Genomic DNA, 13015 nt, shown 5'->3' on the forward strand with positions numbered 1-13015 from the left:
ACCTAATTAAAATAAGAGAAAGGCAAATGCCTTTCTCTTATTTTAATTTAAATGAAGATTTTAAAGAAACTATTCTATTAAATACTAATTTTTCAGGTGTAGTATATTTAGAGTCTACATTAAAGAACCCATTTCTAACCATTTGGAATTTATCTTGAGGTTTAGCATTTTCTACAGCTGTTGGCTCTATAAATCCTTGTAAAACCTCCATAGAATTTGGATTTATTTGTTCTAAGAAGTGTTTACCTTCATTTTCAGGAGCATCATCTAAAATTAAAGGTTCATATAATCTAAATTCAGCAGGTACACAATTATTTGCATCTACCCAGTGAATAGTTCCTTTAACTTTTCTTCCTGTAAATCCAGAACCACTCTTAGTTTCAGGATCATAAGTACAATGAATTTCAGTTACATTACCATTTTCATCTTTAATTACTTCATTACATTTAACAAAGTAAGCACCCATTAATCTAACTTCATTTCCAGGGAATAATCTGAAATATTTCTTTATTGGAACTTCCATAAAGTCTTCTTGTTCAACATATAATTCTCTTGAGAATGGAACTAATCTCTTACCAAAAGACTCATCCTTAGCATTATTACTAACTTCAAGCATTTCAGTTTGCCCTTCTGGATAGTTAGTAATAACTAATTTTAAAGGTCTTAAAACTGCCATTGCATTAGGTGCCTTCATTTGTAAATCTTCTCTTACAAAATAATCAAGCATTTGAGAGTCTACTGTAGAGTTAGCTTTAGCAACACCAATTGCAGCACAGAAGTTCTTTAAGGCCTCTGGAGTACATCCTCTTCTTCTTAAACCAGATATAGTAGGCATTCTTGGATCATCCCATCCATCAACAATACCTTCATCAACTAATTGTTTAAGTTTTCTTTTACTCATAACTGTGTTAGTCATGTTTAATCTAGCAAATTCAATTTGTCTAGGTTGAGCTTCCATTTCACACTCTCTAACAACCCAATCATATAAAGGTCTATGATCTTCAAATTCTAAAGTACAAATAGAGTGAGTTACCTTTTCTATAGCATCTTCTAATGGATGAGCGAAGTCATACATAGGATAGATGCACCATTTGTCTCCTGTATTATGGTGAGTTGCATGAGCAATTCTATAGATAATAGGATCTCTCATATTCATATTAGGAGAAGACATATCAATCTTAGCTCTTAAAACTTTTTCTCCATCTTTAAATTCACCGTTCTTCATTCTTTCAAATAAATCTAGGTTCTCTTCTACAGATCTATTTCTATATGGGCTTTCTTTACCAGGTTGAGTTAAAGTACCTCTGTATTCTTTAGCTTCTTCTGGAGTTAAATCACAAACATAAGCTAATCCTTTCTTTATTAAAAGAACTGCTCTGTTGTACATTTCATCAAAATAATCTGATGCAAAGTAAAGTTCATCCCAGTTTCCACCAAGCCATTTTACATCTTCCTTTATTGATTCAACATATTCAGTATCTTCTTTTACTGGGTTAGTATCATCAAATCTAAGATGAGTTTTACCTTTGAATTCTTCAGCTAAACCAAAGTTTAAAAGTATAGATTTTGCATGACCTATATGAAGATATCCATTTGGTTCTGGTGGGAAACGAGTTATTATTTCTTTGTGTTTTCCGCTTTCTAAATCATCTACTATTATATTTCTTATAAAATTAGAAGAATTAATTTCAGTTGACATAGTTTACCTCTCCTATTAACGATTAATTTTAAGTTAAAAATATTTATATAAGAATAAAAATTATTCTATAAAAAATAATTATTTCCTAATTATATAACATTTATAACATATATTTTGGCTATTACTAATAATTTTAATCGAATATAAGTAAAAAATAAAGTGGCTTATAGAAAAAGTTAGCTAATTACTAGAGAGGAAGTAAGAGTAATATCATTTATACATTATTTAAAATTAGAACAAAGTATAAAAAGGTAATATTAATAAGATAATATTATCTGAAATAGTATTTTATCGGAGGATTAAAAATGAATAACTTAGTATGTAGTGTTAATACATGTACTCATAATCAAAATAATTTATGTTGTAGAGAAGTTATAAAAGTTGCAGGCAAAAATACAATTACTGCAAAATTTACAAGTTGTGAAAATTTTAGAAGAAGTCAAGGAGAACTTACTAATAATATACAATCACCTAAAAATTTATTAAATGTATTATGTGAAGCAGAAAATTGTAAATATAATAATAATCAGAAATGTGAAGCTGGCAATATAAGTATAGAAGGCTCTTATGCCTTATCAGAAATACAGACTGAATGTGCAACTTTTTCATCAAAAATAGATAAGTAAAAATAAAAGGCTAGTTTAACTAGCTTTTTTATTTTTACAATAATGTTTACATTAACTGGAGAATAAAATAAAATAAATATATTAATATAAAAGGAAAAGGATTGTATGAGTATAAACTATTTTAAAGATTTGAATAAAGAAAAAATAGAAATAAAGCCAATAAATTTTTGGCAAGCATTGGGACTATCATTTTTATTTGATATAGTGCTTATGTTTTTGAATACTCCGACAGATGTATTTTATAGTGTTTTAAGTGAGGTAGGAGTTGATACATATACTGATTTTTGGTATATTATATCAACATTATTATCATGTATTTATCAATTTGGAACTCTTTTAATTATTATTGTATTTATAAATAGAAACTTTCATATATCAAATGATATTAGTAATAGTTTTGAAATAAGAAAAAGAGATTATTTAGTTGTATCATTATTAATTATTTCATATATATTTATTACTTATGGATGGTTTGATTATATATTATTCTTAATCCCCACAGGAGATATGTTTGAATCTGCAGTTGAATACTTTAATTCATTGCCAATAGTAATATTGTTAATAGAAACTTGTGTAATTGCACCTATTTTTGAAGAAACTTTATATAGGGGAATATTATTAAAGGGATTAATAAATAAGTATAATAGCAAAAAGGCTATAGTTTATTCAGCATTAATTTTTGGGATAGCACATTTAAATGTACCACAAGGTATTAATGCCTTTTTATTAGGATTAATATTAGGAACTGTATTTTATTATACTAGGTCAATTTATTTATGTATGACCATGCATTTTACAAATAATTTTTTAGTTAATTTTGTTTATTATCCTACAAGTGAAATATGGACAACTATATTATTTATTGCTGTGCCTATAATAGGTTTGGTATTAATGGTTTTATGTTTTAAGATATTAAATTTAAAAGAACGAGCTAAAAAAGAAATAAATATTTATGAATAGCATAGAAGGCGTTTATCTGTTAAAGGTAAATGCCTTTAATATAAAGTTTGGGGTGTAATATGAAGATAGGATTAATAGGTTTTGGTGGAGTAGGACAAGCATTAATAAAGTTATTAGTAGAAAAGAAAAACTATATTTTTGAAAAATATAACGTAGATATAAAAGTAAAATATATAATAAAAAGTGATGGTGGAATCTATAAAGCAAATAGTATTGATTTAGAAGAATTACTTGAATTTATTAATAAAGGCAAAAGTATTAAAGAACATATATCATGGAAAGATAATTTAAGTATTGATGAAGTAATAAAAAATAATGATATTGATACTTTGGTAGAATTAACATCTACTAATATAGAAACTGGTGAGCCTGGATTAACACATATAAAAAGAGCATTAGAGAGCAGAATAAATGTTGTTACAGGTAACAAGGGCCCTATTATATTAAAATATAAAAAATTAAAAGAAATTGCTGATAAAAATTCAGTAAAACTTAAGGTAGGTTGTACAACTGGAGGAGCATTGCCTTCAATTAATGGAGGCTTATATGATGTTGCGGGTAGTGAGATACAATCTATTGCAGGTATATTAAATGGAACGACAAATTATATATTAAGTAAAATGTCAATGGAGGAAGTGAGTTATGAAGAGGCTTTAACTCAAGCACAAAAAGATGGAATAGCAGAAGCTAATCCAAGTCTTGATGTTTTAGGATATGATACTGCATGTAAGATAGTAATATTAGCTAATGTTCTTATGGATGCAAATATGAAATTAGAAGATATAGAAGTAAAGGGTATAACAGAAGTTAAACTAGAAACAATAAAAGAGGCTCAAAAAGAAAATAAAAAGTTAAAATTAATAGGGAAAGTTCAGAGAGAAGATAATATAGTAAAAGCTTATGTAAGACTAATAGAAATAAAGGAAGATCATCCACTTTATTTTGTTGATTATAAAAATAAGGGAGTTTGTTTTAAAACTGATACATTAGGAGATATAAGTATAATTGGAGGAGCTTCTGGTACAATGAATGCAGCAGCGTCAATATTAAGGGATATTGTTTTAATTAAAGAGAGAGTTTTAGAATAATTTATTTAATAATATAAAATAAGTAATATAGTAAAGGTTATATGGGGGATAATATTAATGGATAAGAAAAGTATAAGAAAAAATATAATAAACAAAAGAAATGATTTATCTTTAGATATTAAAATTGAATATGATATTTGTATATTTAGTGAATTAATAAATTGTGAGTTTTATAAAAATTCTAAGAAAATATTCACTTATGTAAGTTTCGGCTCTGAGGTTGATACTATTGAATTTATAAAATATGCTTTAAATGATAATAAAGAAATCTATGTTCCTAAGACTGATAAGGTTAATAAAGAAATGGTAGCAATGAGAATTAACAGTTTGGATAACATGATTGTGGATAAGTGGGGAATACTTGAGCCAAAACATGTGGATAAAGATAAAATATGTGAAAATTTTGATTTAATAATAATGCCAGGTGTGGCTTTTGATAGAAGAGGAAATAGAATAGGTTATGGTGGAGGATATTATGATAAATATTTTTCACACATTAAAGATGAAAGTAATAAGATAGTATTAGCTTATGATTTTCAGATAGTAAATAGTATCGAGAATGAAGCTCATGATATTAAAGTGAATTGTATAATAACTAATAATGAATTTATAAAAATTGATGAAATTTAAAAAAATAAAACAAATTACTTGAAAAAATATTCCATATGTGTATAATAAAGATAACAAATTAAATAAAAAATCTTTTATTAAGAATGGTGGAGGGACTGGCCCTGAGAAACCTAGCAACCTGTCGCAAGTGACAAGTAACAAGTGGCAAGTGAATAGTTAATAATAAAGTTCCATAAGGAGTTTTAAATAATTTGAAACTTATCACTTGAAACTTGTCACTCATTGACGCTGGTGCTAAATCCTGCAGGTTTAACCTGAGAAATGAGAGTATATATTAGTAAATAAGCTTATTTAGCTATTTCTCATTATCTATAAAGGATAATAAGAAATAGCTTTTTTTGTACAAAAAATTAGGGGCATTTTAGATAATAAACAATATTTGAAAATTATCTATTAATAAAAAGCAATAAGTATTAAAAATTAAATGAAGATAGGAGCATAGTTTTAAAATATCTAATAATTAAAACTACTAAATTCTAACTAATAAAAAGGGGGATTTTTTATGGCAATTAATTTAGGAAAAGGAACAGTAGGAATTCATGGAGGATATTCACCAAAGTCAGGTGAACCAAGGGTTTTACCAATTTACCAAAGTGCAACTTATAAGTATGATGACCCAGATACATTAGAGGCATTATTTGCTTTAAAGGCTGATGGTCATTTATACAGTAGAATTTCTAATCCAACAGTTGGGGCGTTGGAAGAAAAGTATGCAAAATTAGAAGGCGGAGTTGGTGCAGTTGCAACTGCTTCAGGTCAATCAGCAATTCTTTACGCAGTTTTAAATGTTTGTAAAGCTGGAGATCATTTAATTTCAGTAACATCTTTATATGGCGGAACAGTTAATTTATTTACAGTACACTTAAAGAATTTAGGAATAGAAGTTACTTTTGTAGAGCCAGACGCATCTGAAGAAGAAATTTTATCTAAGGCTAAGCCAAATACAAAGGCTATATATGGAGAAACAATAGGAAATCCAGGATTAAATGTTTTAGATTTCAATAAATTCTCAAATGTAGCTAAAAAGATTAAGGTACCATTTATAGTTGATAATACAGTAGCAACACCTTATCTTTGCAATCCATTTGAACATGGGGCAAATATAGTTGTTCATTCAACAACAAAGTATTCTGAAGGACATGCCCAAACTATTGGGGGAATAGTAGTAGATGGAGGAAATTTTGATTGGACAAATGGTAATTTCAATGATTTTACAGAACCAGATCCAAGTTATCATGGAATTAAATATGTTGAAAGCTTCGGAAGTGCAGCATATATAGTTAAGCTTAGAGTAACTTTATTAAGAGATTTAGGAGCATGTATGAGTCCATTTAATGCTTATTTAACTAATTTAGGTTTAGAAACTTTACATTTAAGAATGGAAAGACATTCCAAAAATGCATTAGAAATAGCACAGTGGTTAACAACTCAAGAAAAAGTATCATGGGTTAATTATCCTTTACTTGAAGGAAGTAAATCTTATGATTTAGCAAAGAAATATCTTAAAGGTGGAGCAAGTGGTCTTTTAACTTTTGGAATTAAAGGTGGAATAGAAAATGCTAAAGAATTTAGTAGAGGATTAAATTTAATAGCATTGGCAGTGACTTTAGGAGATGCGAGAAGTTGTCTTTTACATCCAGCAACTACAAGTCATAGTCAATTAAATGAAGAAGAGTTATTAGCAAGTGGTGTTACACCAGATTTATTAAGACTTTCTGTTGGGATAGAAGATACTAAAGATTTAATTAATGATATTAGTGAAGCATTAAAAGCTATATAAGAATTGAGTGGAGGAATAATTATGACTAAAGTAGCTATTATGGGATATGGAGTAGTAGGTAGTGGACTTATTGAATTAATAGATAAAAATAGAGAAAATAATGAAAAAAATGAAGTAGTAATAACAAGTATATTAGTTAGAAACAAGGAAAAGCATATTGCTTCAAGCCATAATGAAGTTATTACTGATAATGTAGAAGAATTATTTTCTGTAGAGAGTGATGTTGTAATAGAAGTAATGGGTGGTCTTCATCCAGCTTATGATTATGTTAAAAATGCATTATCATTAAAGAAGCATGTAGTTACAGCAAATAAGGATTTAATAGCTACATTTGGACATGAATTATTTCAATTAGCTAAGGAAAATAATGTTTCTTTAAAATTTGAAGCAGCAGTGGCAGGTGGTATTCCTATAATAAAGCCATTAACTGAAAGCCTCTATGGAAATGAGATAAATAGTATAAAAGCAATATTAAACGGAACAACTAATTTTATATTAACTAAGATGGATAGTGAAGGTTTGTCTTATGAAGAGGCACTTAAAGAGGCGCAAGAGCTTGGGTTTGCAGAAACTAATCCAGAATCTGATGTTATGGGGTATGATGCAGCTAGAAAACTTTCAATACTATCAAGTCTAGCTTTTGATAAGAAGTTTAAGTGGAATGATATATCAATAGAAGGAATCACTAATATAGATGAAAATGACTTTAAATATGCTAATAAATTAAATTGTAAGATTAAGCTTGTAGCAGAAGCATTTAAATGTAAAAGTGGAATATATACATCTGTTAAGCCTGTATTAGTAGATGAACAAAGTATATTAGCTAAGATTAATAATGAAGTTAATGCAGTTATTTTAAATGGGGATGAAATAGGTGAATTATTATTTGTAGGTAAAGGGGCTGGAAAATTACCTACAGGAAGTGCTGTTTATAGTGATTTAAATGATATTATAAATAATAGATTTACTGATGTTGATAGTTTTAATAAAGAAGAAGCAAATGTAATAAAATTTGCAAGCAAGACATGTAATTGTATATTAAGAATAAAGACATTAAATATAGATGAAGCAATAAATAAATGTAGGGAAAATTTTAATAATATAAAGATTATAGATAAAAGTATAAGTGGGGAAGTTGCAATTTTTATTGAATGTACTTCAGAAGCATATGTAGAGAAGTTTATTGAGAATATGAAAAATGAAGATTATTACGAAGAAGCAAAGAAATTAATAGTTGCTTAATAAAAAGAAAAGCTAAAGGGAGTGCATTTAAATTTAATGCACTTTCTTTTTTTGATTTGGTTAAAAATTATATAAAAGAATTAACAGGTCATGCTTTAATTAACTTATTAGAATGCAGATTAGATAATTTAGTTTATAGATTAGGATTTGCAAACTCAATAAGACAAGCAAGACAAATGGTTGTTCATGGTCATATTTTAGTTAATGGTAAAAAAGTTGATATTCCATCATTCAACGTTTCAGTTGGGGATGAGATTAAATTAAGAGAAAAATCTCAAAAGAATGTTATGTTCAAAGAAAACTTTGAATCAAATATACTTAATGTTTTACCATACTTAAGTAAAAATGAAGCTAATTTCTCTGGAGTTTTAGAAAGACTTCCTGAAAGATCTGAAGTTCCAATAGAAATTAATGAAGTTTTAGTTGTAGAGTATTATTCTAAAAACTAGTTAAAATCATCTTTTCTTTAAGGAAGAAATTTTCTCTAAAAATTATATCTTGTATTATTTATAAGCCAATGTTGAATTTAAATAAGTTGTGTGAAAAGGAAAAGAGCTAATGTAATGTGCAGATTACATTAGCTTTTTTCTTATTTATAACTCATTAAGGTTAAAATTTGTAATTTGCTAATAAAGTTCTCCGCTTCCTTTTTCCATAATTAATGCTCTAATTCTTTTTGGTAATATTGGATGAGAACTTACTAAATTATTACACCATACAAAAAATCCTTTTATATCCTTACTATTTTCAATATAATCATAAACATCAATTTTCTTATAAAGATGCTTACCGGCAAATAAAGAAAATATGGCTTCAACACCACTATTACCAGTAACTTTTTGAGCAAGCCTATCACAGCTATATTCTCTGGCTCTAGATGCGGTAGTTCCTATTATAGGAATTAAAGTTGAAAATAAAATAAATAAATTATAAGAAAATGTAGCATGCTTATATCTTATATGAGCCAATTCATGAGCTATTATAAAATTAATAGATTCTAAATCATTATATTCTCTATAAGCAATTTCAAATAAATCGCTATCTATTTCTATATATTGCTTATGAATTATAAATGCAGAAAAAGCATTCATAACACCATTTTGTTGAATTAAAAAAGCTTCAGGTATTTTTTTTAGACCTAGCTTATTAGAGTATTCAGAAATATTATAGTATATTTCTGGAAAGTTATTTTCAGTTATCTTTATTGCTCTAGATCTATATTTTGCATAATAGATATTTACTCCAAAAGGAAAAGCAATTATTACTATTAATCCTGTTATTAGTAGTTGAAGTTCTGTTGGAAAATTACTTAAAGCAGAACTAGGAGAGATTACAACATTTGCATAGGCAGAAGGATCGGAAAAAGATTCTTTTAAAGTATTAGGTAAGGTATTATAATTATGAATATTTATAATACAAAAAATTATTACTGAAATTATTATAATTAAGTTAATAAATACTAGAATTCCATACCACTTTTTTTCGGATTTATGTCTACAATTTTCAATTTCTTCTTTAGTTAATTTTAAATTATTATTTTCATTAAATCTCAAAATTAATCAATCCTTTTATACTAAATACTTCATATATATAATGATATACAAATTAATAAATTTTATGTTAATTGCATATAAAACAATATATTAAAATTATAAAATTAAATAAAAAAACATGATAAACAAATTTGCTTATCATGTTTAATAAAATTATCTTTCTTTATTAGCTATTTCAGAAGTGATTCTAGAAACAAATGCATCTAAAGCCATTGCTCCTTCATCATCATTCTTTCTACTTCTTACAGAAACTTCATTGTTAGCAGCTTCCTTTTCACCTACAACTAAGATATAAGGAACTCTTTCAAGTCTAGCTTCTCTAATTTTGTAACCAATTTTTTCAACTCTGTGGTCAGCTTCAACTCTAACACCATTGCTTCTTAAAGTTTTAACTACTTCATTAGCATAGTCAGCATATTTATCTGATAGTGGAAGAACCTTAGCTTGAACTGGAGACATCCAAGTTGGGAAAGCACCAGCATATTTTTCAATTAAAGTTGCGATAGTTCTTTCATAACATCCAATTGATGATCTATGAATAACAAATGGTATTTTCTTTTCACCATCTTTATCGATGTAAGTCATACCAAGTCTTTCACCTAAAGCAAAGTCAATTTGAACAGTAATTATTGTATCTTCTTTTCCGTGAACATTCTTAGATTGAATATCAAGTTTTGGCCCATAGAATGCTGCTTCACCTTCAGCTTCAACATAATCAATTCCTAAGTGATCTAATATAGTTCTCATTTGGTTTTGAGTAGCTTCCCAAGCTTCTGGATTGTTTATATACTTTTCAGTATTTGTTGGATCCCATTTAGAGAATCTGTAAGATATATCTTCAGAAATTCCTAAAGTCTCCATAACGTAGTTTATTAAATCAACAACTTCTTTGAATTCATCTTCTAATTGGTCTGGAGTACAGATTATATGACCTTCTGATAAAGTGAATTGTCTAACTCTAGTAAGACCGTGCATTTCACCTGAAGCTTCTTTTCTAAATAGAGTAGAAGTTTCAGCATATCTTATTGGAAGATCTCTATAGCTGTGTTGTTCTGCATTATAAACAGTGAATTGGAATGGGCAAGTCATTGGTCTTAAAGCCATAACTTCAGCATCTTTTTCTTCATCACCTAATACAAACATACCATCTTTATAGTGGCTCCAGTGTCCAGAAGCTACAAATAAGTCATTCTTAGACATGAATGGAGTCTTAGTTAAAACATAACCTCTTTTTTCTTCTTCATCTTCAATCCATCTTTGAAGAGTTTGGAATAATTTAGCTCCCTTAGGCATGAATAATGGAAGTCCTTGACCTACTTTTTCATCAGTAGTAAATAATCCAAGTTCTCTACCTAATTTATTATGATCTCTCTTTTTAGCTTCTTCTAAAGCTTCTAAATGAACATCTAAGTCAGCTTTCTTTAAGAATGCAGTTCCGTATATTCTAGAAAGCATCTTGTTCTTTTCGTCACCTTTCCAGTAAGCACCAGCACTTCTTATAAGTTTAATAGCTTTGATATTCTTTAATGATAATACGTGAGGTCCAGCACATAAATCAGTAAAATCACCCATTTTATAGAATGATATAACTTCATCTTCTGGAAGATCATTTATTAATTCAACTTTGTAAGGTTCATCCTTCATAAGCTCTAAAGCTTCATTTCTAGGAAGTTCAAATCTTTCAATTTGAGGATTTTCCTTTATTATTTTTTTCATTTCCGCTTCGATTTTTTCTAAATTTTCAGCAGAGAAAGGTTTTTCTACATCAAAATCATAGTAGAAGCCGTTAGCAATTGCAGGTCCAATAGCAATTTTTGCTTCAGGGAATAATCTTTTAACTGCAGCAGCAAGTACATGAGAAATACTATGTCTTACGGCATCTTTTCCTTCTTGAGAATCAAAAGTACAAATTTCTAATTCACAATCTTCATTTAAAGTTGTTCTTAAATCAACAACCTTACCATTAACTATTCCACATTGAGCAACTCTTGCTAAACCTTCGCTTATAGCTTTAGCAACGTCTAAAACTGATGATCCATTTTCAACTTCTTTAATTGATCCATCTTTTAAAGTGATTTTTATCATTTTTATATCTCCCTTCATTTAAGTAAAATTCAAAATCTTTGATTTTGTTAATTGAATTTGCTCATCGAATTGAATATGATGATGAGTTTCCTTTTATAGTATTTAAGAGCTAAGTAGTAATAAAAAAGAGTTAAAGTGTTTGTGTAGCTGTTTTTAAATTAACTCTAAATAAATTATGCTTTATCTTAAATAATATAGTAGTAATTTACTGTATAAAAAAAGCTCTTCGTCGCTTTTCTTATACAAAATAGTATAGAAAAGGGACGAGAGCATTATAATTCCCGCGGTTCCACCCTTAATTGTCTAAAATAGACCACTTAAGTAAACATCGTAACGTGATGCAACGGACTTGATTAGAGTCTCTCAGAGGTAGTCTTCAATTAATTTCATTTAAAAATGCTTACAGCTAATGCATTTTCTCTCTGTAAATGAAGGTTTAATTTACTCGTCTCTTCATCGAATTAAAATAATTTACAATTTTACTTAACAATAATTATAAGTATCTAACTTTGTAATGTCAATAAATTGTAAGGTAAAATATTTTGTTTAACAAGTCATATTATTAAGTAAAGTAACATATTATTTTATAAATTAAAGTTTGGGGAGTGAGTCTTATGTATGATTATAATTCTATGGAATTTTCTTCTTATGATTGGCTTCAATACTTTTCAGGTAGGTCTAATCATTGGGTATTAAGATATTGGAGAAATAATGGAGAAGAGTTTTTTAATAGATTTACAATAATAAGTGATAGAAGATTATTTATAATAGGGGATAAGGAGAAGGGAAATACTTACGAATTCAGAAAACCATTAGGAGAAGCTTTTGTTCAACTTAATATGGGAATATAAAAAAAGTAAAATACATTGAATTTTCTTACAAAATATGGTAATATATAAATAGTAGATGCAGATGTGGCGGAATTGGCAGACGCACTAGACTTAGGATCTAGCGCCAGTGGCGTAAGGGTTCGACTCCCTTCACCTGCACCATTTGCGAAAGTGGCTCAATGGCAGAGCATCACCTTCCCAAGGTGGACGTTGCGGGTTCGAGTCCCGTCTTTCGCTTCATAATAAAAATATTTATATAAATTTTAAAAAATATGTTGACAACCTATAATGATTATAATATAATTTAAATTGTTCAAGGGAACTTAATAAAATGAATATGCGGGTATCGTATATCGGTAATACTCCAGCCTTCCAAGCTGGAAAGGTGGGTTCGATTCCCACTACCCGCTCCATGTTAAAGCTGTGTTTTTCACAGCTTTTTTTGTTGTATAAATGAATACTACCTGCTGTGCAGGTATGTTCAGATTAGCTTAAGCGTTGAGTATATAAAAAAACTCCTTT

General features: G+C 28.2%; 10 protein-coding genes, 3 tRNA genes, 1 pseudogene, 1 riboswitch and 1 other annotated feature. Of the genes and pseudogenes, 11 read left to right on the plus strand and 3 right to left on the minus strand.

All coding sequences use genetic code 11. From position 1 onward, the window contains the following. Positions 1-37: 37 nt before the first annotated feature. Positions 38-1699 (minus strand): glutamine--tRNA ligase/YqeY domain fusion protein, encoded by a 1662-nt coding sequence (locus I2E98_RS09075; RefSeq protein WP_195468598.1) that lies wholly within the window; start codon positions 1697-1699, stop codon positions 38-40. A 305-nt stretch (positions 1700-2004) separates the two neighbouring features. Here I2E98_RS09075 and I2E98_RS09080 point away from each other — a divergent pair, with 305 nt between their 5' ends. The 7 genes and pseudogenes from I2E98_RS09080 to rpsD form a co-directional block, all read left to right on the plus strand. Then, entirely contained in the window at positions 2005-2325 is a 321-nt protein-coding gene (locus tag I2E98_RS09080; RefSeq protein WP_195468599.1) for a DUF1540 domain-containing protein, read from the plus strand. Between the two features lie 105 nt (positions 2326-2430). Further along, positions 2431-3285, plus strand: a complete 855-nt coding sequence (locus I2E98_RS09085) for a CPBP family intramembrane glutamic endopeptidase (RefSeq protein ID WP_195468600.1) — start codon at positions 2431-2433, stop codon at positions 3283-3285. 59 nt (positions 3286-3344) lie between these two features. After that, positions 3345-4373 carry a homoserine dehydrogenase gene (locus I2E98_RS09090; RefSeq protein ID WP_195468601.1) on the plus strand — a complete coding sequence of 343 codons (1029 nt, stop codon included), beginning with the start codon at positions 3345-3347 and terminating at the stop codon, positions 4371-4373. A gap of 57 nt (positions 4374-4430) precedes the next feature. Continuing rightward, positions 4431-5003 (plus strand): 5-formyltetrahydrofolate cyclo-ligase, encoded by a 573-nt coding sequence (locus tag I2E98_RS09095; RefSeq protein WP_195468602.1) that lies wholly within the window; start codon positions 4431-4433, stop codon positions 5001-5003. Positions 5004-5074: 71 nt separating this feature from the next. Next, positions 5075-5271: riboswitch (SAM riboswitch) on the plus strand. A 234-nt stretch (positions 5272-5505) separates the two neighbouring features. Continuing rightward, positions 5506-6783 (plus strand): O-acetylhomoserine aminocarboxypropyltransferase/cysteine synthase family protein, encoded by a 1278-nt coding sequence (locus I2E98_RS09100; RefSeq protein WP_195468603.1) that lies wholly within the window; start codon positions 5506-5508, stop codon positions 6781-6783. A gap of 21 nt (positions 6784-6804) precedes the next feature. Beyond that, positions 6805-8025, plus strand: a complete 1221-nt coding sequence (locus tag I2E98_RS09105) for a homoserine dehydrogenase (RefSeq protein ID WP_195468604.1) — start codon at positions 6805-6807, stop codon at positions 8023-8025. Between the two features lie 74 nt (positions 8026-8099). After that, positions 8100-8474 (plus strand): annotated as a pseudogene (gene rpsD, locus I2E98_RS09110) (30S ribosomal protein S4); the annotation flags it as partial. Between the two features lie 177 nt (positions 8475-8651). Here the strand turns inward: rpsD and I2E98_RS09115 are convergent. Further along, positions 8652-9578 (minus strand): M48 family metallopeptidase, encoded by a 927-nt coding sequence (locus I2E98_RS09115; protein WP_195468605.1) that lies wholly within the window; start codon positions 9576-9578, stop codon positions 8652-8654. A gap of 153 nt (positions 9579-9731) precedes the next feature. Beyond that, complete coding sequence (thrS, locus tag I2E98_RS09120) at positions 9732-11663, minus strand: threonine--tRNA ligase (RefSeq protein WP_195468606.1); 1932 nt, start codon at positions 11661-11663, stop codon at positions 9732-9734. Between the two features lie 256 nt (positions 11664-11919). Next, positions 11920-12129, minus strand: a binding site (T-box leader). 148 nt (positions 12130-12277) lie between these two features. On the opposite strand from thrS, the gene I2E98_RS09125 reads away from it, so the two are divergent. The 4 genes from I2E98_RS09125 (at position 12278) to I2E98_RS09140 (ending at position 12906) form a co-directional block, all read left to right on the plus strand. After that, the gene (locus tag I2E98_RS09125; protein ID WP_195468607.1) at positions 12278-12514 is read left to right on the plus strand and encodes a hypothetical protein; all 237 of its coding nucleotides are present in this window, start codon (positions 12278-12280) and stop codon (positions 12512-12514) included. A 57-nt stretch (positions 12515-12571) separates the two neighbouring features. Continuing rightward, positions 12572-12655: transfer RNA gene (locus I2E98_RS09130), tRNA-Leu, on the plus strand. 3 nt (positions 12656-12658) lie between these two features. Further along, positions 12659-12730, plus strand: a tRNA-Gly gene (locus I2E98_RS09135). Between the two features lie 102 nt (positions 12731-12832). Beyond that, positions 12833-12906 (plus strand) — tRNA-Gly (locus tag I2E98_RS09140). The last annotated feature ends 109 nt before the right edge of the window (positions 12907-13015 follow it).

Source organism: Clostridium sp. D43t1_170807_H7 (assembly GCF_015555905.1).
GTDB lineage: Bacteria > Bacillota > Clostridia > Clostridiales > Clostridiaceae > Clostridium.

What these genes read in the sequence shown, in the direction of transcription:
- I2E98_RS09075 (WP_195468598.1), bottom strand. Translation starts at nt 1,699, where the DNA reads ATGTCAACTGAAATTAATTCTTCTAATTTTATAAGAAATATAATAGTA.
- I2E98_RS09080 (WP_195468599.1), top strand. Translation starts at nt 2,005, where the DNA reads ATGAATAACTTAGTATGTAGTGTTAATACATGTACTCATAATCAAAAT.
- I2E98_RS09085 (WP_195468600.1), top strand. Translation starts at nt 2,431, where the DNA reads ATGAGTATAAACTATTTTAAAGATTTGAATAAAGAAAAAATAGAAATA.
- I2E98_RS09090 (WP_195468601.1), top strand. Translation starts at nt 3,345, where the DNA reads ATGAAGATAGGATTAATAGGTTTTGGTGGAGTAGGACAAGCATTAATA.
- I2E98_RS09095 (WP_195468602.1), top strand. Translation starts at nt 4,431, where the DNA reads ATGGATAAGAAAAGTATAAGAAAAAATATAATAAACAAAAGAAATGAT.
- I2E98_RS09100 (WP_195468603.1), top strand. Translation starts at nt 5,506, where the DNA reads ATGGCAATTAATTTAGGAAAAGGAACAGTAGGAATTCATGGAGGATAT.
- I2E98_RS09105 (WP_195468604.1), top strand. Translation starts at nt 6,805, where the DNA reads ATGACTAAAGTAGCTATTATGGGATATGGAGTAGTAGGTAGTGGACTT.
- thrS (WP_195468606.1), bottom strand. Translation starts at nt 11,663, where the DNA reads ATGATAAAAATCACTTTAAAAGATGGATCAATTAAAGAAGTTGAAAAT.
- I2E98_RS09125 (WP_195468607.1), top strand. Translation starts at nt 12,278, where the DNA reads ATGTATGATTATAATTCTATGGAATTTTCTTCTTATGATTGGCTTCAA.